Genomic DNA, 19,399 nt, shown 5'->3' with positions numbered 1-19,399 from the left:
GAAAACACGAAGACTGTCTACGCCTCACACACACCCCGCAAGGCATCCACCACTGCCAATGCGACTGCAAGAAACGAGAAGAAAAATGATCTGGATACCAATCACATTCACCTGCTGGATAATGCTCGGAACCGGCATGAACTTTGCCAACGCAGGGAAACCAAGAAAACCAATCTCAAGCGGCGAAGCAGTAGGAGGGCTTGTAGCAAACATCATGCTCATCGCTCTCATCTGGTACCTGTACTCAAGCTAAAAACACTGATCCCCCAGGCTCCTAGAGCTACGAATCACTAGGAACGCTGGGGGACGATAATGAGACTAATAACCATTCGCAATAGTCACTAGTGATCCTACCAGCGCCCACAAGGAGAACTCAGTGACACACACACCATCCGCACTAACCGTCGAATCACGCATGGCCGACATCCTCAAATGGAAAAGCCAAATCGTCCCGCCCACACCATCCATCCCCGCAATCCGCTACGACAAAGACGGAGCCCCAACCACACGCTCCGACACTCTCCCCCACGGCATCCAAATAGACACCGCCAACAGTGACGGCACACGCGGCATCATCAGCGAGCAAGGCGTCGAAGCCGTCCTATCCAGCCTCGCCATGGACCTCGCCGGATGGCTGTCAGAAATGACCGGGGACACTCACCAAGTCACCGGTGATCCTGGACCGTGGATACACGCCCAACTCCGAGAACGCCCGGTCCTGCGACACATCCACGTCAAGCCCGAGGCGCTACCCGAAGACGCAACATCCGAAGAACGCCAAGCACACGAGTGGGCCATGTGGGACTACTCGCTTTGGGAATCGTACAGTCGCGAAGTTACGGCGCTTTGGTGGAAAGTCGGCAGGCTCACCGGACACGCACCAGAATCACGGACCCGATGCCCCAGATGCCGTAACGGCTGGTTACGCAGCCAATGGGACAAACACGGGCTAGAAGACGTGGCCGCCTGCTCAAACCCTGACTGTGACACACAAGTGGACTACAGCAAAGGAGAAGCCACCAACTCCTACCGGGCAACGTTGAGAAGCGAAGACATGCCCGACGACATCTACCTACCACTCGCCGGCGTGCTCTCAATCTGGCCGAACCTTCCCAAAGGAACCCTCCGCCGCTGGGTCCACGAAGGCCACATCCGAAAAGACCACAAAGGCGACTACAACCTCGTTGACATCAACAAGAAGAAATGGGGGCAGTCGTGAGCGACACTGGTAGAATAGAAGCGGCCCGCAAGAGTGCTACCAACACTCCACGGGCCTAACCGAAACACCTAACCTAACTAGGAGAACGGCTATGAACAGCCTAGACGCAAAAGCGCAACTCGAAGAAATCCTGAACAAAGATTCCGTGGAAATTACGGTTCGTGGCGGCAAAACCCTCATAAGCACAATCGACCTATTCGCAGTGCTCACCTCCGACGCGTGGTTCATCGATGAGAGCGGTTACGTGAAGCGCTCTGCGGCAGACGCCTGGGGCAACAACATCTACCTGCACAATCTCATCGTAGGAGACAAGAACGTAGATCATGCCAACGGAAACAAACTCGACAATCGGCGCGAGAATCTACGTGTCTGCACTCAGGCTGACAACTCTGCGAACAGGAAGGTTCGAGCCGACAGCGAGACGGGCTACAAGGGAGTCAATCGAACACGCGCAGGAACATTCCACGCACAAGCCTCCAAGGGCGGGGTTGTGCACAACCTAGGAACATATCCTGACCCAGAAAGCGCAGCCAGAGCCTACGATGAAGCGGCGATAAACCTATTTGGCGAATACGCGGCCACGAACTTCCCCCGCGAGGGATACCGCTGGGCGAGAGAGCACCTACAGCCCACCATTGAAGAATCATCACCCATCGACTAGAATCGAACGCGTTGGGACGTTCAGCGTCCCCGAAACCCGCTCAGAGCACCAACTCCAGCGGATGTTCTAGGATCTCATTCTCCCATTCTTGAGACGAAACCAGGCGAAATCGATAATCTGGGACTATGAAGAAAATCTTGGCCATCGCGGCACCCATCGCACTAGCAATCACCCTCACAGGCTGCGGAAGTAACAGCGGCACAGTCACCAAAGGTGAAGAAACCGAATCGGCAACCACTGAGCAATCTGCGCCTGCCGAAGAAATCGTTGAGGAAGAAGTGGAAGCTGAACCGGCATCCACCAACCCCACCTTCGGAGACACCTACACGTGGCCAGACGGCCTAGCCGTCACCATCAGCGCCCCACAAGAAATCACCCTCAGCAACGAATACATGGGCGAACTCTACGACCTCAGCGTCGGACCAGTCCTCACATTCGACGTGACCGTCCACAACGGCACCGATGAAGACGTTGAGGCAATGGCCATCAACATGCAAATGACGTCAGGGAGCAAGCAAGCAGAATCCGTGTTCGCCAGCGAAGACGGAATCGACATACCAACCGTGACCATCCTCCCCGGCAAAGACCTAAGCTGGAAAGTCGCCTACGTCGTAGCCGACCCAGCAGACCTACAGCTCAGCGTCAGTGACCTCAACAACTTCTCCAACGACAAGGTCCACTTCACCAACTAGCCCGCAGTCAACCAGACGCCCCTAGCCACCAAAAGGCCGGGGGCGTTCTACTACCCGCAATGACCGTGGCTACGGTGCTGGGGCGCATTGAGCCGGGGTGATAGCGGGTGGCAACCTCAAGGACCGGCACCGCCAAATGGAAAAACCTCCGAGCCAAAGCGCTCGCCAGGGGTAAAGCAGAAGGACAAGACCGGTGTCCAATATGCCGGGGCGAACTTGACTGGAGCCGAAGCTTACAACCTAACAGCCCAGAAGCAGACCACATCATCCCAGTCGTTCTCGGCGGGACAGACACACTAGACAACCTGCGAATCATCTGCCGCACCTGTAACCAACGCCTCGGAGTCATCGCCCGCGAACAAAAACGAGTCGAACTCAAACAGCAACGCAAAGCCAAAGCGTTCACAGGCACATTGAGCACGTCGCAATCCTGGTGACCCCCGAACAAGGGCGGTCCACCACCAAGCACCCCAGGGGGGACACCCCTCCCCGCCCGCCACGTTCGCCCCACCAGCAGCATAGCGATCTCCCCCCGATGTTTTTCCACACGCACCCTGCCGGAGGTGGTTCTGATGGCCGCTCCTAAACGGAGGTTAAGCGTGCTTGGCCCCGACGATTCTCCCCCTGCTTCTGGGAAGGAATCGGCTTCTAAGACCGTGTTTCAAGCTGCGCAGACTGGCTCCGTGCTTGAAGAGTTGAAAGCTCTGCGATTGGTGATTGCGAAGAAGCTGGACGATCCGAACTTGTCAGGTCGGGATATGGCCGCTTTGTCGAAACGTCATATTGAGATTGGTCGCGAGATCGAGGCTACGCAGAAGGCGGCGGCGGAGGAGGCTGAGCATGACGCAGTCTCAGAAGACGAAGCCTGGGACGAGGAAGCGATCTAATGCTCGCCCACCGTCGAAGCCTTCTAGTCAGGATCGGAAGCTTTCTGAGGTTGCTAGGCATGTAGTCAAGCCGAAGGGCATTGTCTCTACTGGATGGCCGATGGTCAGGGATCGTTGCAGACAGTTTGGTATTCCCTTTGACCGCTGGCAGGACGGCATTGGGCGTTTGGCGTTATCGAAGCGTGCTGATGGGAAGTACGCGGCGGGTGTTGGCGGCGTGATCCTCTCGATTCCGCGTCAGGTTGGTAAGACCTACCTGATTGGCTGGATGATGTTTGCCTTATGCTCGCTGATTCCTGGTCTAACGGTGATTTGGACTGCGCATCATACGCGCACTTCGGATGAGACGTTCACGAAGATGCAGGCTATGGCCCGCAAGCCGAAGGTTGCCGCCTATTTGGACGGTCCGCCGAGGGCGGCGAACGGTCAGCAGATGGTGAAGTTCAAGAATGGTTCACGCATCCTGTTTGGTGCTAGGTCGCAAGGATTTGGCCTCGGTTTCGACAAGGTTGATGTCCTGGTCCTGGATGAAGCTCAACGTGTCAACGAAACGACGATGGCGGACATGGTTCCGGCGACGAACGCGGCCCCGAATGGCTTGATTTTTATGATGGGTACGCCGCCGCGTCCGGCTGATAATGGGGATGAGTTCGCTAATCGTCGTAATGATGCTCTTGAGGGTGATCCTGACACTGCCTATGTCGAGTTGTCGGCTGATGAGGACGCGAAGATCATTGACTGGGATCAGATCGCGAAATGCAATCCGTCTTACCCGCATAGGACCGATAAGACTGCGATCTTGCGAATGCGGAAGTTCTTGAGTAGTGATGACAATTTTCGGCGTGAGGCTTATGGGATCTGGGATAAGAGCAACGCGAATCACGCGATCGATTTCCCGAAGTGGCGGCGGCTAACCGTTGATGCGGACGAGGCTCCGTCAGGTGGTCGCGTGGCTTATGCGGTGCGCTTCTCGGTTGATGGGATGGTTGCAGGCCTCGCCGTGGCATGCAAACCTAGCCACGGCCCTATCCATGTTGAGGGCATCGAAGTGTTCGACATGACCGGTGGTATTGGCCCGATTCTTGATTTCCTGGTGCCTCGCGCACCGGACGCGGCTCAGATAGTGATCGACGGTAAACGCGGCGCTGACATGCTAATTGAGGCTCTGCGGGATGTGGGCGTGCGTAACAAGAAATTACTGATCAAGATGACACCTGACTTGGTGACGGCAGCTTGTGCAGAGCTATTGCAGGCACTTACGGACATGTCTTTGACGCATATCGGGCAAGAGGTCTTGGATCGTCAGGTTGAGTTCGCGGTTCCTCGAAAGATTGGTCCGCTTGGTGGTTTCGGCTGGGACGCTCCCGAGGGGGAAAATGTGGCGCTGCTGGAGGCCGTAACTTACGCATTTTGGGCTGTGAAGCACACGAAACGGCGATCAGTGAATGACCTGCCGGGAGGGGTGGTGCTGACACGATGAATCCTTTGGTTTACTGCCCGGCAGCGCCGCAAGTCTGCGGTTTGAATGAGACAACTCAAAATACGCTGAATGAGCTTTGGGGGCAGTGGGCGAAGAAGCAGCCCCGGAACATTACGCGCCTGCTGTATATGGACGCCAAGAACCAGTTCAAGGATCTAGAAGTGGCTTTGCCGCCGTCCCTGGTTGACAAGCTGAATGTTGTTTTTGGGTGGCCTGAAAAGGCCGTCTACGAGTTGGCTAACCGGATTGTTTTGGAGGGCATCGACTCCCCGGATGACGAGCCTGACCCGTTTGGCTTGGGACCGGTTCTGCGTAAGAACAAGTTTTGGACTGAGCTGCCGTCAGCGATTGTTTCCGCAACTGCGCTGTCTACTTCTTTTGCTTCGGTGACTGAGGGGGACGTTTCGCGAGGTGAACCCGAGCAACTGATCATGTTTCATTCTGCCCTGTTCGCGACGGGCCTGTGGGACAGGCGTCTACGTCAGATGACGGCGGGTTTGCTGATAAATGATACGGATGCTTTGGGTCAGCCGACCTTGATTACTTTGATGCTCCCTGAGGCGACATATGTGTGTCGCGACAATGGTGGCGGATGGTTCGTTGACGCGGATATTCCGAATCGGACGAAGCGCCTAATGTTTCACCGGCTCGCGAATCGCCCCAACCTGGATCGCCCTTTCGGTAAGTCTCGGATTGACCGGGTAACCATGTCACTGACGGATCGCGCGGTGCGCGCTGGTGCGCGCTTCGATGTGCACTCCGAACTTTTCGCCACACTCAAGCTGATGCTGATGGGGGTTGGTAAGAATACGTTCCTAGATGAGAACGGTCAGACGATTCCATTGTGGTCGTTCGTTATGGGCCGAATGAATGGCATTCCGAAGGATGAGGACCATGAGACCCCCAAACTTGAGGTAATCAAAGCGCAGTCCCCTGAACCGCATATTGCTGGTTTGCGGGAGTTGGCGTCGGAATTTTCGAGTCATTCTGGCGTCCCCTTGTCGTCTCTTGGCGTGTCTTCCGCTAACGCTGAGTCGGCGGATTCTAAGCGGGTTGGCCGTGAGGATGTTGTCAATGATGCGGAGTCTCAACATCTCATTTATGGGGACGAGGTTCTTAGCATTTGTGAGGACGTTGTGATGCTCCGCGATGGCCTGACTGAGCCACCTGAGGAAATGATGGGCTTGTCGTTGTCGTGGCGGTCCCCTGAGCGGTTCACGAAGGCGGCGATTGCTGACGCTGGCGCTAAGCAGGTCGCCATGGTCGATGGGCTTGCTGGTACTGAGGTTGGCATGGAAATGCTCGGTATGACCAAGGCTCAGATCGTTAGGGCTCAGTCGCAGTTGAAGCGAGCTAGGTCTAGTGACTTGCTGGATCGAGTGCTCGCGTCGAAGCGGTCTGAGGCGACCCCTGATCCTGTGGTGGTCACTGATGGTAGCTCGGAGTGATGTTAGTCGGCTAGCGGACGCTACCGGCAAGGTTTCTGCCGACGCCGAAGCCCTGTTGGCGGACTTCTTCCGATCTGTTGATCTGGGAAAGCCTGAGAGGGTTAGGGACGCTCTTTTGGAAGTGGTCCCAGCTATTAGCTCAGAGTTTGGGGACCTGTCGGCGGGGGTGGCGGCTGACTGGTATGAGCAGGTCCGCGCCAAAGAGGTTGGCGGCCGGTATGTGGCTAGGCTCGGCTCCCCCGATGATGCGGACCGTGTGATTGGGTCGGTCCGGTGGGCGTCAGGGGAACTGTTCAAGGACAACCCGCAGGGAGCGTTCGATCTCCTGAAGGGCGCGCTCCAGCGACATGTGACCTACGGGGCGCGAGACACGATCGCTAGGAATGTCCGCTTGGACCCCGCACGTCCACGCTTCGCTCATGTTCCTACCGGATCGGACCCGTGCGGATTCTGCGTGATCATGGGGTCGCGCGGCTGGGTTTACACGACCAGGGAGGCCGCAGAATTGAATCCGAAAGACAGGGACGGATTGCACTCCCAGTTTCACGATAACTGTCACTGCCAGGTCGTCGCGTCGTGGGACGCAACCCAAGCGCACATTGACGGCTACGATCCGGACCTCTACTACTCCATGTACGAATCATCGCGGAAACCTGGTGACAGCCTGGGGCAGACCGTGAATCGTATGAGAAAAGACTTCCCTGACTTCTTCAGGGTGGCCACATAAATTTCCCCTTTTCGTCGCGGGGGCCATTAGCGACGCCGAATCACACCTAGGAAGGTGGAATAACCATGTCCGAAACTACTGAGACCAAAACGCCAGTTCCTACTCCCCCTACGCAGTCTGAGCAAACTTGGACGCCTCCCGCGTCCCAGGAAGCCCTAGACAAGATTATTGGGGAGCGAGTGAATCGTGAGCGGTCAAAGTATGCCGATTACGAGGATCTGAAGAAGAAGGCCGCTGAGTTCGATGCCATTGAGGAGGCCCAGAAAACTGAGGCTCAGAAGCAGGCAGACGAAATCGCGGCGCTCAAAGCTCAGGTCGCAGCGAATGAGGCTGAAAAGTGGGTGGCGGCATGGAAAACCGAAGTTGAAACTGCTACCGGTGTCCCCGCTAAGGCCCTGGCAGGCTCCACCTTGGAGGAGATCCAGGCTCATGCGGAAACCCTGAAAGCGCTGGGTGTGGGGAAGGCGGCGACGCCAACCCCGCAGGTGGTCCCAACTATCGGGCAGGAGCCAACCATTCCGGGAAACGTGTCTATTGACGCGCAGATCGCCGCCGCAACTAAGGCAGGCGATATGGACCTGGTTGGGACTCTCAAAGCTATAAAACTTGGCGGCACAAAGACCGCATGATCTGAAAGGAGGCGGCTATGCCCGCTTCAATCACAGGTATGGGCACAACCTATAATCTGCCTAACTACGTCGGGGAACTCTTTTGCGCTACCCCGGCTGACACGCCGTTCCTGTCCGCTATTGGCGGGCTGACCGGGGGCCGCGAGGCCAACGCAACCTTTTTCGAGTGGCAAGGTTACACGCTGCGCGAGGGTGCGGACGATCGTCAGCGCCTTGAGGGTGCGGCGGCACCTGACGCGGAGGCGCGAGTCCGGTACACGGAACGCAATGTAGTGGAAATCCATCAGGAGAAGGTGGAGATTTCCTACACGAAGCTTGGTGCTACCGGGCAGCGCGCAACTGATGGGGAGCCTCAAGTGACCATCGGGGGTATTTCCATTCCCGTGTCGGAGTTGAAGTTCCAGATCGACGCGGCCTTAAAGTCAAAGGCACTCGACATCGACAAATCGTTCATCGCGGGAACCTTCCAGTCCCCGGACGATAATACGGCTCCACGTAAGACACGCGGCTTGCTTCAGGCGACGACCACCAACGTGGTCACCGCCGCGAAGGACGATTTGGACGAGGAAGCGATCCTTGACCTTTTCCAGAAGGTTTGGGACAAGGGTGGTATCGCCTACGACGAGACCCGCACTGTCATGGTGAACTCGACGCTGAAGCGCCTACTCACCAAGATTTTCATCAAGGACAAGGGCTATCAGGAAGAGTCTCGAACCGTTGGCGGCGTCAGTCTCCAAACGTTCGAGACGGACTTTGGTCGCGCGAACCTGATGCTGGAACGGCACATGCCGGTCAATCAGATTTCGGTTGTATCCCTGGATGAATGCGCACCTCGCTTCCTCCCGATTCCCGGTAAGGGCCACTTCTTCGTGGAGCCGCTAGCTAAGACCGGTGCGTCCGAAGCTGTGCAGCTCTACGGCGAGATCGGCCTGGAGTACGGCGACGAGAAGAAGCACGGAAAGCTCATCGTCACTGGCATGTAGCCAGCCAGTGCAGGGCAAATCTGACATCGGGCTTGCCCTGCACATTCCCTCCCAACTTTCGTAAGGAACAAATCTAGTGAAGACGCTATATTGCTCCGAATATCCGGAGCTTCTTGTGATCAAGCCGCGTGTGGTTTTCGTGGATCACTACGCAGACAATGTGTCCGACGAGGACGCTGACATTCTTTTGGGTCTCGGCCTCGGCATTGTCGAATCAGTGGATGGGGTAGCAGCCGTTCACGTGGACGGCAGCTCGGACGAATCCGAGACCGACGACCCTAATGGTGCAGAGGACAATTCAGCCGGTAATCCGGTGATGCTTTCCAAGAACGCGACTACCGCAGAATGGGTCACATTCATGGCGGAGAACAAGATCAAGCATCCCGAGGGGGCTACTCGCAAGGAAATGATCGAACTCGCTGAACAGCATTTCGCTGAAACCGAGTAGGCGAAAGGGGTGTGTGCCGTGACTGAATCTCCTGGGCCGTTCGCAGACACGAACTACTACGAGAACAACGGGTTTGGTGACGGTGCTTCCCCAGCGAACCTGGACGCGCTCTTGAAACGAGCGTCACGCATTATGCGGGCCGACGCGAAAGAGTACGGCGTCGATTTGGATCAGCGGATCGCGGACGGGGATCTAGATAAGGACTTAGCCGCCGATGTCTGCTGCGACATGGTCGCGTATGCGACCGCAAGCCCTGGCGGGATCGGCATCGAGTCATACCAGCAAGGCGGCGGGCCTTATCAGGAAACTGTGAAGTACGTGAACCCCGTTGGCAACCTGTCATTCACGAAGGTGCACCGTAAGCGCCTAGGGATCATGAGCGGTAAGGCGTGGGAGATCGACCTGTTGGCGGGCCGCAAATGATCGTCGGCGAACCGGTGCGTATCCGCGTGCCAGACGTGCTGATCGGCCATGACGCGGCCAACGACGAGATCTGGGGTACGGATGAGCGGGACGTTGAGAACGTCCTAGTCGCCCCTGGCCCACGCGCTGACCTGACGGACGCTGAGCGGCCAGCGGGCGTTCGAGTCGTTTTCAACCTCCATTTCCCTAAGACGTTCGAGGGGTCACTTCGGGGCGGTGAGATTCGTGTGCGCGGCCAGTGGTACGCCGTCATCGGAGACCCGCAACCGTACACGCCGGAGAACACTCCCGGCCAGTGGAACATGCCCGTCGAAGTTGAAACCGTGAAGGGATGAGACGTGGCGAAACACAAGTTTGTGGCTAACCATGAGGGGTTCCGGGAAATCTTGCGGAGGCAGTCCACGCAGCAGCGAATCCTTGGTATCTGTCAGGAGGTCGCCTCACGCATGGGTGAAGGGTATGTGGCAGACGTGCAGCCAGGTAAGAACCGCGCGCAGGGAATGGTGAAACCGGCGACCCGTGAAGCTGATGAGGACAACCGGCGTAACAACACTTTGCTCAAGGGTGGGAACGGGGGCGCACCATGAACATCACCGCAACTGTCATCCAGTGGCTCAACGGTCGTCCTCACTTGGTTGCTGCGGGCCTGGAAGCGTTTGCGACCGTCCGGAAGGAGCGGCCCCCCAGGTTTATCACCGTGGAACGCACTGGCGGCGCGATTGACACTTTCAGGGATCTCCCGAACCTCGCGATCCAGGTGTGGGGCCAATCGGTCGCCGAATGTGAAGACCTATCGAACCTGCTGCGCCGCGAACTCCCCCACCTGACCGAGATTTCGGAGATAGCCCGCGTCAGCATTGGCTCCACGTACAACTGGCCAGACCCCGACACCAAGCAAGCGCGTTGGCAGACCGTCATTAGCCTCGTTGTCGCCTGGCCTAACCCGTAAAACCTACTCACTATCTGAGCCGTCCAACGTGGACGGCTTTTTTCATGCCCCAAACCATCTAGGAGGAAAACATGGGTGCACCAACAGGGAGCCTCGTAACGGCTCCGAAGCCGAATACTGGGGGCGTCATGTATGGCGCACCCCTTGGAACCGCTTTACCAACAGACGCGACTACCGCGCTCAATGTGGCGTTCGTGAAGCTTGGCTATCTCACATCTGACGGCTCGACGAACGAGGAAGAAATCGAGTCTTCAGAGGCGGTGGCCTTCGGTGGTGACACGGTACTAACCATGACCACGTCCCGTAAGGAGACCTTCACTCAAGCCTTCTTACAGACCCTCGACGTGGACGTGCTCAAGGAGTATTACGGCCAAGACAATGTCGTAGTTGAAGACGGGAATCCTATGGTCCGTCACAACGCGAAGTCGAACGGGAAGCGCAGCTTCGTGCAGGAATACTTGCATTCCAACGGCACGATTCAGCGCACGGTAATTCCTGAGGGTGAGCTTTTCCGGTCAGGTGGTGTCCAGTCACAGAACGGTACGCCGCGAAGCTTCGAGTCCTCGATTACTGCTTATCCGTCCAGTCAGGTGGATGGTGACACGGCCCGCGACTATTACGCGGTCCCCAGCCAGCCGTAGCCATGTCAGCGCCGGTGACCCCGGCATTGGCTACGGAAGACACCGATTCGCCGTCCTCTAAGTGGCTGAAGGACGAATTACTCAACTACGCGCTGAATCTCGACCTTGAGGTTGATGGGTCGATGACGAAGGCGCAGATTCTCGCCGCAATCGAAGCGGCGTAACAGGCGTGTGCGGGTCGGTGATGCGTCTCCCGGCCCGCACGCATCAACTCAATCAACAGGTGGAGACGCAAACACGCGAAATGGAGACGCAAAAATGGCTACAGCCGCTAAGAAAACCGTTACTGAAATTGAGGAAATCGCAATCGAAACCGTTGTCGTTGGCGACGACCTGACCCTCGTCGTGGACAAAGATGTGCTCAACGACTGGGAAGTCCTCGAACTGATCGATGAGGCAGAAGAGAACCCGCTAAGGTTCCCGCGCCTAGTAAAAAAGGTCCTAGGGGACACGCAATACAAGAAGGTCAAGGATTACTGCCGTGACGACTCTGGACGTGTGAACCCCGAGACGATCGGGGAAGTCTTCGCTGACGTGATGGGGAGGCTAGCAAAAAACTCCTGACGCTCGCGTGGCTATTACGCGAGCACCCAGACGAACTGGAATCAGACTATTGGCGGCTTTACGGGCGGGGGGTCCGCGACTTCACACCCGTAAAGGCCGCTCAACTCACGGTCGGAGTGCTGTCCAGCATTGAGTCAGCGACCTACCGGGCAATCTTCCCCGATTGGCAATGGCACCTGATAGGCAATCAACTGTCAGCCTTCCAAGCGGATCTGCTGAACCTGCTGTGGTGGGCGAAAACGGAAGACGGGCAGAAGGACCGCAACCGTCCCGCACCTGTGTCACGTCCCGGTGTGCCCGGTTACCAGCGTGACGCGGAAGCAGAGTTCGCGGCCATGGACATTGACGCCCTGGAAGCCACACTCGCACTGCCACGGGTATCAATCGAAAACCCTCTTTGAGACGCGGATGGGCGGGTGATCGTTGGCGAATGTAGGCACCGATTATCTCCAGATCGTCCCGTCACTCGACGGCGCGGTCAAATCCATTCAGAAGACTCTTTCCGGCATGGACATGTCGGGCATCCAGAAGAGCATCGGCAACAGCCTGTCTTCCGGCTTCGGTAAAACCCTCAAGTCCAATATTTCTAAAGCCCTCGATCAGGCCGCGATTCAAACCAAGAAACCGCTTGAGGCGGCACTCAAGGGTGTAACGGACGCGGAAGCGAACCTGGCTAAGGCGCAGAACTCGCGGCAGAAGATCGTAGATCAGGTCGCGAAGTCAGAGCAGAAGTTATCTGATCTGCAAGCCACAGGCAAAGAGGGCACGAAGGCTTACGAGCAGGCGCAACGCCGCCTCGCGGACCAGCAAAACAAGTTGTCTCTGTCCTCGTGGGATGTGGCGGCAGCGCAAATCGGCTTGGAATCCGCACAGAAGAACGTTTTCAAGGTTTCGGGTGAAGTCGACCAGGCGCTAGCTAAGCAACAGACGGGGTGGGATCGGATCGCGATCACTGCCCCTGTGGTCGCTGACGGTCTGAAAACCGCTGGTAATGCGCTCAAAGACATCGGCGGAAAAATCAGTGATGTCGGCGGGAAGCTTACTAGCCACATCACAGTGCCCGCACTGGGGGCCGCGACCGCTGTCGCTGCCCTTGTTGGCGGACTTGGTTTCAAGCGCCTAGTCGGGATCGACACGGCACGGGGCCAATTCAAGGGTCTCGGCTACGACGCCGACGCAGTTATGAAGCAGGTTGATCGTGGCGTAAATGAGACGTCGCTGTCGATGGCTGAGGGTGCATCTGCGGCCGTGTCGATCCTCGCCACTGGTGCTGTCCCTCTTGAGGGTCTGGAATCTCAGATCAAGCGTGTCGCCAACGTGTCTGCGGCCTACGGAGTAGACGCTAGTCATGCAAATTATCTGCTGAACAGTGTACTCACCAAGCAGAAGGTGACCTGGGGCGATCTCGCCCAAATGCAACGCAACAACATCCCCATTGTTATGGCGCTCGCTGACACCTTCGGGTATACGGGTGAGCAAATCGAGGAAATGGCCCAAAACGGGGAGATCAGCATTGACATGCTGAATCAGGCCCTGGATAACAAGGCTGGTGCCGCCGCTCTCGAATATGCGAAGACTTGGGAAGGCGTCACCAAGAACATCCTGTCGAATATCGGCAAGCTCGGCGCGAAGCTCATGGAGCCATCCTTCGAAATCGTCAAAGAGAAGGCCGCTGACTTCCTCGCCTACCTGAAAACGCCAGAGTTTGCTACCGCAGCGGAGAGCGTCGGGCAGTCAATCGCTAATGGCCTCACCAAGGCCATTGACATGATCCAAGGGCTGATTGATAAGTGGAATTCTCTGGACACAGCCACCCAGAGAATGATTGGGAAACTTGCACTCGTCGCGGTTGTGGCTGGGCCGGTTTTGCAGGTCTTCGGCAAGATAGTCAGCACTGCCGGGACACTGATTTACGGTCTGGGCGGGATCGCTGGAGCGGTCGGTAAAGTCGCACCAAAGTTCGCAGCTGCTGGTGGCGCTGGTGGTGCTGGCGGATTCCTAAAGGTAATCGGCCAGTTCGCCGGACCGGTAGGTATTGCAATCGCCGCGATCACCGCTTTGTGGACTCAATCAGACGGATTCAAAGACGGAGTGAAAGCCGTTGGCGAAACCCTGATGGATGTTGGCAAGCGGATTTGGGAAGCCCTCAAGCCCGTAATCGAGAAAATCAAGACTGCCTTTCTGCCCGTCATTGAGCAGATCGGGGATGCGGTCGGCGACCTACTAGGGACTCTCACGCCGATCCTCAGTCAGATTGGTGACCTCTTCGTAACTGTCATTGAAGCGGCAATGCCCCTCATCGATTGGCTGATCGATCAGCTAGTACCAGCCTTCGAAAACGCTGTCACCGTGATCTCAGCGGTCTTCGATGCGCTTGGTCCAATCATCCAGGCGGCAGTGGACACAATCAGCGCGATTGTGGACACGTGGATCGCCATATTCCAAGGCGACTGGGAAGCGGCAGGTGAAAACCTTCGTGCCGCCGCCGAAGCCTCCTGGGAGCTAATCAAGTCCATCGTCTCGGGCGCAATCGACGTTATTTGGACGATCCTTTCCGGCTGGTGGGAGAACGTTCAAACCACTTGGGCTTCAGTATGGGGTTCCATCGGTAGCTACCTAGAGGTCGCGTGGGCCGCAATCAAGCTGACCGTGACGACTGCTATCGAGTCAGTCAAGACCTCGATCACCGTCACACTCGAATCGATCAAGGCGACTTGGTCGGGCGCTTGGGAAACTGTCAAGTCTAGGTTCTCGGCAATCTGGGAGGGCATCAAGTCTGGGGCCTCTTCAGGAGTGAACGCCGTATACAACACGGTGACGGGGATAAAGAATCGGATCACAGGTTTCTTCTCTGGTGCCGCGTCTTGGCTTATCGAGTCGGGCAAGTCTCTTATGCAGGGCTTCGCTGATGGCATCAAGGCTGGGGTACAGGCCGCAGTCGATGCGGTGTCTGGCGCGGTCGCAGCAGTCCGAGACTTCCTTCCTTTCTCCCCCGCGAAAAAGGGACCATTCTCCGGTAGGGGTTGGACCCTCTACTCTGGCCGGTCTGTGGTTGAGGCGTTCGCGAAGGGCATGACTTCCCAAACTGGTCTTTTGGAGTCAGCGGCGTCGTCAGTGATGGCACGCGGACAGGTCGCTCTTGATAACGCGTCTTCGTTCCGCGCTCGCCTGGGTTCTCCGTCTGCTTCTTTCGCGGCGTCTAACCCTGGTTTTCCGTCTGAGTTGCGGGTCCGGTCTGGCCGGGTGGAGCTGGATGGTACGGACGCGTTTATTGACTTGGTTTTGGCTGCGTCTGGTCTTGGTGATGCGGACGTGGATTCGAAGTTTGGTAGCTGATTCCTGGCATGAGCGCCTAGCCCCCCTCTCTTTCATCGCTTCTTTTTCTCTTTTTGGGGGTGGTTTGGCATGTCTGATGCGCCTGAAACCGAGGTTTTTGCTGATCCGGGGGATGTGAGTGTGCGGCTGGCTGAGCCGGTGCGTGAGGGGTTTTGTCCTATGTGCGCTACTGGTCAGCATTTTCACCAGCCGGTGTCTCCTTTGGTGGTGTCGGGTCGGTGTCAGAATGTCAGCATTTTTGATTCTGAGGGTTCTCCGGTGGCTTTGTGTGACTGCCTGGTGGTCCTAGCAGTGCCCCTTTCTCTGCCTGTTTCGTCTGGTGTGAGCACGCGTCCTGCCCCTTCTCATGGGTCGGCCTTGGTGGTTTTCGGGGGTGAGTGCTGATGGCGACCGTGTGGGGTGGCTGGACCTATTCGGGTGGTGGCGAGTTTTTCCGTCTTGGTATCGCCGATTCGGGGACCACTCTGATTGTCTATATTCAGACTGGTAGCTCGTCTTGGATTAGTGGCACGCACACTCTTAGCAGGGGTGGCCCTTGGGCGGGGTCGGTGTCTGTGCCGGTCAATACGTCTGGTGCGGTCACGGCCGAGTTGTACCGCCAGAATGTGGGCCAGACGAACGGGACGTATACGGCGTCGATGTCTATTTCCGGGGTGACTGCTTCGGTGTCCCGGTCGATTAGTTTCGTGGCGAAGCCTGGTGCCCCGTCAGGGCTGACGCATACCCGGCAGGGTGGTCAGGCAACCACGTTTTCTTGGAATGCGGGGTCTGGTGCCACTGACTACGGCATCCAGGCTGGCTATGACGGTGCTACCCCGTCTACTAGGTGGTATTCGGCGGCCAGGTCTTTCCCTGTCAAGGGTTGGCCCGCGGATTCGCGCGTGTCAGCTAGGGTTTTCTCGCGTAACAGTGCGGGCAATTCGGCTTACTCGAATACTGACACTTTCTATACGACGCCGAAAACCCCGGCGAAACCGACGCTGACCAGGACCGAGAACGGTGTTCTCGTCGCAAGTTCTGGCCCGAAGTATCCATATGGGCTGGAATACAAGCGCTCGGATGGGGTCACCGGGTCTGCCGGCACTGGGACGAGCGCTCTTGCTCCGTATAGTGTGCTGGATTCGAATGCTGGCGGCGCAAACCTCACCTACCAGGTAAGAGCGTTCGTCGGCCCCGCTTCGGATCGGGTGTACTCGGACTGGTCTGTCGTGTCGGACCCGATCAGCACGCTTAGCGCTCCGAACCCGCCGACTCTGACCGCCCCAAACGGGATGGTCGCGGTGGGCCTAGTGACTGCTGCCTGGCGGCACAATCCGATAGACACGTCCGGGCAAGAGCAAGCGAAAGTCGAGTATCGGCTCAAAGGCGCTACCTCGTGGATGTCCAAGACAGTCACCGGGGCCTCAGAGTCGACCACTCTGGATTTGGCGGCGGGACAGTACGAATACCAGGTGTCCACGAAGGGCCTGGCGGCGGAATGGTCTCAACCCTCAGCGGTGGGGTCTTTCCAAGTAATAAGCGCCCCCATTGTGGAGATCACCTCCCCCACGGGAGCCATTACGACGGCGGTTCTTGCTGTCTCGTGGGTGACGGGTCAGGCCGAAGGACTCCCCCAGTCCGCATGGAAAGCCCGCCTCTACGACAACGACCAAAACCTTTTGGATGAAAAGAGCGGTACTGGTGCGACCGTCAAAACCACTTTCACTCCCCGCGCCGTCGATGGTGGTATTTACCGGATCGTCGTGGAAACCGCTTGCTCTGGCGTCTGGTCTGTCCCCGAGCAGACCACTTTCCAGGTGTCCTTCCTGCCACCCCCCAAACCCATCGGCAACGTGGTCTGGGACGAGCAGGAGGGCTGTCACAGGATCAGTATTGAACCGGCAGACAGCGTGAGTGTCCGTCCGATCCGAGCGGTACTCAGCGGAGGGGTCGTCTCCTTCAACGACGCCCTCTCCATGATCCGGCCTACGAATCTGGCTTTGCGCGGCAAGGACGTTTACTGGGACGACGAAACCCCCGGTGATGATCTTTTCGCGGCAATCGACCCGGTCACCGGGAATATTGTGGCGGCAACCTTCGCCGAACTCTGGGACGCCACCGCCTATTTGGGGGTCCAACGCTCGATTGACGGCGGAGACACTTGGGAGACAGTCGCCGAAAACCTGCCACCACAAACCCTAGAAATCGAGGACTACCAAGGACTCAGCAGTGGCACCACCCTCTACCGGCTCACCGCATACACCGCGCTCGAAGCACAAGCGATCAACCAGGTCAGTGTCGTCTCTGAGTCGCAGGCTTTCTGGCTTGCGGTCGGTGACGACTATTCGCTGATTGCTCGGCTTCCCGCGAATGTGGGAGGACCACCACCGCTAGGGAATAGTCCGCAGCGTGAGCGGTCATCAGAAGAGTATGAGGGTCGCACCTGGGGCGTCCCCTATGCGGGCACAACGCTGCGCCAAGAAATCACGACTTCTGGCGTGCTGGTGGAAGGCAATCCAGATTTCGCGGACTGGCGGACCCTGGAGCAGATCGCTTTCGCGCCGCAGCCAATCCACCTTTTACGCACACCACTCGGTCAGCGCGTGTACGGGAAGCTGGGTGAAGTACCTTTGAATCGGACCCGTAAAGATCAGGTGGACTATCAGATCTCGGTTTCGCGTACTGAGTCGCCGATTATGGCGGTGAGCTTGTAATGGCATCGGGATTGTACGGCCCGCGCTCACCGTCCTGGCTGATCGAACTGCTCGACTCTGAAGATCAAGTCTTAGATGTGCTGGATACGGTCGAGTCGCATTCGATTGAGATTGCGGCCACTGAGCGTCTTGGTGGTCATGCGGAAATGCTGATCAATGAGCGGGGCTTGGATTGGATGTCGCATCGAGTGCGCTTCACCTACGATCCTGGCGTGAAAGGGGTGGAGGCGTGGCCTTACGGGGTCTTCCTACTTTCCTCACCCACTGAGTCTCGCAAGCTGGGGGCACCATCCTACAAAGTGTCCTGCAAGACCAAGCTGTCGGTGATTGACGAAGCCGCATACGCGCAAGCCCTGTCTTTCCCTGCTGGCACTGACGTGGTAGCTACGGTCGTGGATCTGATCCAATCGACTGGGGAAACCGCGATTGCGGCCACTAACCAGGGGATCACGCTCACTAGCCCAATGAGCTTTGATGCGGGCGAATCCTTACTGTCGGTGATCAATGAGATGCTGACCAGTATTGGCTATTGGTCCCTGTCGGTGGACACGTACGGGGTTTTCCAGATCGGGCCGTGGACTGCCCCAGCGTCTCGGACTCCCGCATGGTCTTTTGAGGCTGGAGAATTGTCGCTCTATAGGCCGGGGTGGACGCGCACCCAGGACCGATCATCAGTCCCCAACGTCGTGGTCGCATCCACTAGCGGGTCGGATGAGGACCCCGCGATTGTGGGCGTCGCCAGGAATGATGACCCGGACTCGGATTATTCGACGATCAGCCGGGGTCGGGAAATCGCGAAGCGCTATGACATTGATGCTGAGTCCCAGGCGAGCGCTAGCAGTCAAGCTCAGCAACTTCTTTTGGGCGCGATGGACCCGGTTTTGAAGGTGGAGGTGGAGCATGCGCTGGTGCCTTTGCAGGCCAATGATGCGGTGCTCTTTTGGCCGCAAGGCGACGAGGCTCCCCGTAAGCATACGGTGCAAAGAATGAGTATCAGCAGCGGTTTTGACGCTCACTGCAAAGCGACGTGGCGGGGGGTGAGCGGTTTTGAGCTTGGACAAGATCAAGGAAGTAATCTATGACCTCAAACAGCAAGTGCGGGGCCTCCCGGTTCACCGGTACGGCACCATAACCGCGCTAGAGCCTTTGACCCTCGTCTTGGATGGTGAGCGCGGCACCATCTACGACGCCTACAAAAACTGTGCCGTCAAAGTCGGCGACAGGGTCTCCTGCCTCAGACAGGGCACCCAAACAATCATTCTTGCGGTGGTTGGTGGTGGTGATCCGACCGTGGTCATGGTTGGGGGTGTCGTGTATGAGGCGTCGGGGGTTATTGAGGTTTCGAGTACTGCCCCTTTCACTGCTTATGCCCCTATCTATTCGAGGGTTCTTTCCGTCCCGGCCCCCTATCAGCCGCCACCGGGCTGGGATTTTCAGGTCACCACGTACACGTCCGGTAATCGGATCTGTCTTTTCAATCTTGACGCCCCCACGGTGAGCGGTGTGATGACCGTCCGACACCTGCAAGTCGCTAATAGCACTGTGGGTACGGGGGCTTCTTTCTTGTGGCGACTGTGCCACGTCTGACCGTTTTTTTCTTGCCCCGCTTTTCCTTAACC

Annotated in this window: 23 protein-coding genes; all 23 read left to right on the top strand. The window is 57.4% G+C overall.

Annotation, left to right across the window (positions count from 1 at the left end; genetic code table 11):
• The first annotated feature begins 85 nt into the window (after positions 1-85).
• Positions 86-253 carry a hypothetical protein gene (locus U6G28_08860; GenBank protein ID WRS29624.1) on the top strand — a complete coding sequence of 56 codons (168 nt, stop codon included), beginning with the start codon at positions 86-88 and terminating at the stop codon, positions 251-253.
• Between the two features lie 123 nt (positions 254-376).
• Positions 377-1,219, top strand: coding sequence for a hypothetical protein (locus U6G28_08855; GenBank protein ID WRS29623.1), 843 nt, complete (start codon positions 377-379; stop codon positions 1,217-1,219).
• 91 nt (positions 1,220-1,310) lie between these two features.
• Positions 1,311-1,880, top strand: coding sequence for an HNH endonuclease (locus U6G28_08850; protein ID WRS29622.1), 570 nt, complete (start codon positions 1,311-1,313; stop codon positions 1,878-1,880).
• 125 nt (positions 1,881-2,005) lie between these two features.
• Positions 2,006-2,572 (top strand): hypothetical protein, encoded by a 567-nt coding sequence (locus U6G28_08845; GenBank protein WRS29621.1) that lies wholly within the window; start codon positions 2,006-2,008, stop codon positions 2,570-2,572.
• Positions 2,573-3,144: 572 nt separating this feature from the next.
• The gene (locus U6G28_08840; protein WRS29620.1) at positions 3,145-3,459 is read left to right on the top strand and encodes a hypothetical protein; all 315 of its coding nucleotides are present in this window, start codon (positions 3,145-3,147) and stop codon (positions 3,457-3,459) included.
• Entirely contained in the window at positions 3,413-4,939 is a 1,527-nt protein-coding gene (locus tag U6G28_08835; protein ID WRS29619.1) for a terminase, read from the top strand. The genes U6G28_08840 and U6G28_08835 overlap by 47 nt, the downstream gene beginning before the upstream one ends.
• 41 nt (positions 4,940-4,980) lie before the next feature.
• Positions 4,981-6,387, top strand: coding sequence for a hypothetical protein (locus tag U6G28_08830; GenBank protein ID WRS29618.1), 1,407 nt, complete (start codon positions 4,981-4,983; stop codon positions 6,385-6,387).
• Positions 6,371-7,114, top strand: a complete 744-nt coding sequence (locus U6G28_08825; protein WRS29617.1) for a hypothetical protein — start codon at positions 6,371-6,373, stop codon at positions 7,112-7,114. The genes U6G28_08830 and U6G28_08825 overlap by 17 nt, the downstream gene beginning before the upstream one ends.
• 65 nt (positions 7,115-7,179) lie before the next feature.
• Positions 7,180-7,743 (top strand): hypothetical protein, encoded by a 564-nt coding sequence (locus U6G28_08820; protein WRS29616.1) that lies wholly within the window; start codon positions 7,180-7,182, stop codon positions 7,741-7,743.
• 17 nt (positions 7,744-7,760) lie between these two features.
• On the top strand, positions 7,761-8,726 hold the full coding sequence (locus U6G28_08815; protein WRS29615.1) for a DUF5309 family protein: 966 nt from the start codon (positions 7,761-7,763) through the stop codon (positions 8,724-8,726).
• A gap of 76 nt (positions 8,727-8,802) precedes the next feature.
• Positions 8,803-9,174 (top strand): hypothetical protein, encoded by a 372-nt coding sequence (locus U6G28_08810; GenBank protein WRS29614.1) that lies wholly within the window; start codon positions 8,803-8,805, stop codon positions 9,172-9,174.
• An 18-nt stretch (positions 9,175-9,192) separates the two neighbouring features.
• Positions 9,193-9,597: a Gp19/Gp15/Gp42 family protein gene (locus tag U6G28_08805; GenBank protein ID WRS29613.1), complete on the top strand. Its 405-nt coding sequence runs from the start codon at positions 9,193-9,195 to the stop codon at positions 9,595-9,597.
• On the top strand, positions 9,594-9,932 hold the full coding sequence (locus U6G28_08800; GenBank protein WRS29612.1) for a hypothetical protein: 339 nt from the start codon (positions 9,594-9,596) through the stop codon (positions 9,930-9,932). The genes U6G28_08805 and U6G28_08800 overlap by 4 nt, the downstream gene beginning before the upstream one ends.
• 3 nt (positions 9,933-9,935) lie before the next feature.
• On the top strand, positions 9,936-10,184 hold the full coding sequence (locus U6G28_08795) for a hypothetical protein (GenBank protein WRS29611.1): 249 nt from the start codon (positions 9,936-9,938) through the stop codon (positions 10,182-10,184).
• Positions 10,181-10,546 carry a hypothetical protein gene (locus tag U6G28_08790; protein WRS29610.1) on the top strand — a complete coding sequence of 122 codons (366 nt, stop codon included), beginning with the start codon at positions 10,181-10,183 and terminating at the stop codon, positions 10,544-10,546. The genes U6G28_08795 and U6G28_08790 overlap by 4 nt, the downstream gene beginning before the upstream one ends.
• A 71-nt stretch (positions 10,547-10,617) precedes the next feature.
• Positions 10,618-11,187 carry a phage tail protein gene (locus U6G28_08785; protein WRS29609.1) on the top strand — a complete coding sequence of 190 codons (570 nt, stop codon included), beginning with the start codon at positions 10,618-10,620 and terminating at the stop codon, positions 11,185-11,187.
• A 14-nt stretch (positions 11,188-11,201) separates the two neighbouring features.
• Entirely contained in the window at positions 11,202-11,351 is a 150-nt protein-coding gene (locus U6G28_08780; GenBank protein ID WRS29608.1) for a hypothetical protein, read from the top strand.
• A 94-nt stretch (positions 11,352-11,445) separates the two neighbouring features.
• Positions 11,446-11,751 carry a hypothetical protein gene (locus tag U6G28_08775; GenBank protein ID WRS29607.1) on the top strand — a complete coding sequence of 102 codons (306 nt, stop codon included), beginning with the start codon at positions 11,446-11,448 and terminating at the stop codon, positions 11,749-11,751.
• A 116-nt stretch (positions 11,752-11,867) separates the two neighbouring features.
• Complete coding sequence (locus U6G28_08770) at positions 11,868-12,152, top strand: DUF5361 domain-containing protein (protein WRS29606.1); 285 nt, start codon at positions 11,868-11,870, stop codon at positions 12,150-12,152.
• Between the two features lie 22 nt (positions 12,153-12,174).
• Positions 12,175-15,087, top strand: a complete 2,913-nt coding sequence (locus U6G28_08765) for a tape measure protein (GenBank protein ID WRS29605.1) — start codon at positions 12,175-12,177, stop codon at positions 15,085-15,087.
• Positions 15,088-15,470: 383 nt separating this feature from the next.
• A complete protein-coding gene (locus U6G28_08760; protein ID WRS29604.1) occupies positions 15,471-17,780 on the top strand; it encodes a hypothetical protein in 2,310 nt (769 codons plus the stop codon).
• A complete protein-coding gene (locus U6G28_08755) occupies positions 17,780-18,862 on the top strand; it encodes a hypothetical protein (GenBank protein WRS29603.1) in 1,083 nt (360 codons plus the stop codon). The genes U6G28_08760 and U6G28_08755 overlap by 1 nt, the downstream gene beginning before the upstream one ends.
• Complete coding sequence (locus U6G28_08750; GenBank protein ID WRS29602.1) at positions 18,828-19,367, top strand: hypothetical protein; 540 nt, start codon at positions 18,828-18,830, stop codon at positions 19,365-19,367. The genes U6G28_08755 and U6G28_08750 overlap by 35 nt, the downstream gene beginning before the upstream one ends.
• The last annotated feature ends 32 nt before the right edge of the window (positions 19,368-19,399 follow it).

The organism is Actinomycetaceae bacterium MB13-C1-2 (genome assembly GCA_035621235.1).
Lineage (GTDB): Bacteria > Actinomycetota > Actinomycetes > Actinomycetales > Actinomycetaceae > Scrofimicrobium.
Note: the sequence above shows the minus strand (reverse complement) of the source record. Positions and strands in the feature narration are given on the sequence as shown.

Coding starts and splice junctions, on each gene's coding strand:
- U6G28_08820 (WRS29616.1), top strand. CDS start 7,180: ATGTCCGAAACTACTGAGACCAAAACGCCAGTTCCTACTCCCCCTACG.
- U6G28_08790 (WRS29610.1), top strand. CDS start 10,181: ATGAACATCACCGCAACTGTCATCCAGTGGCTCAACGGTCGTCCTCAC.
- U6G28_08840 (WRS29620.1), top strand. CDS start 3,145: ATGGCCGCTCCTAAACGGAGGTTAAGCGTGCTTGGCCCCGACGATTCT.
- U6G28_08845 (WRS29621.1), top strand. CDS start 2,006: ATGAAGAAAATCTTGGCCATCGCGGCACCCATCGCACTAGCAATCACC.
- U6G28_08760 (WRS29604.1), top strand. CDS start 15,471: ATGGCGACCGTGTGGGGTGGCTGGACCTATTCGGGTGGTGGCGAGTTT.
- U6G28_08850 (WRS29622.1), top strand. CDS start 1,311: ATGAACAGCCTAGACGCAAAAGCGCAACTCGAAGAAATCCTGAACAAA.
- U6G28_08800 (WRS29612.1), top strand. CDS start 9,594: ATGATCGTCGGCGAACCGGTGCGTATCCGCGTGCCAGACGTGCTGATC.
- U6G28_08755 (WRS29603.1), top strand. CDS start 17,780: ATGGCATCGGGATTGTACGGCCCGCGCTCACCGTCCTGGCTGATCGAA.
- U6G28_08860 (WRS29624.1), top strand. CDS start 86: ATGATCTGGATACCAATCACATTCACCTGCTGGATAATGCTCGGAACC.
- U6G28_08785 (WRS29609.1), top strand. CDS start 10,618: ATGGGTGCACCAACAGGGAGCCTCGTAACGGCTCCGAAGCCGAATACT.
- U6G28_08815 (WRS29615.1), top strand. CDS start 7,761: ATGCCCGCTTCAATCACAGGTATGGGCACAACCTATAATCTGCCTAAC.
- U6G28_08835 (WRS29619.1), top strand. CDS start 3,413: ATGACGCAGTCTCAGAAGACGAAGCCTGGGACGAGGAAGCGATCTAAT.
- U6G28_08775 (WRS29607.1), top strand. CDS start 11,446: ATGGCTACAGCCGCTAAGAAAACCGTTACTGAAATTGAGGAAATCGCA.
- U6G28_08825 (WRS29617.1), top strand. CDS start 6,371: ATGGTAGCTCGGAGTGATGTTAGTCGGCTAGCGGACGCTACCGGCAAG.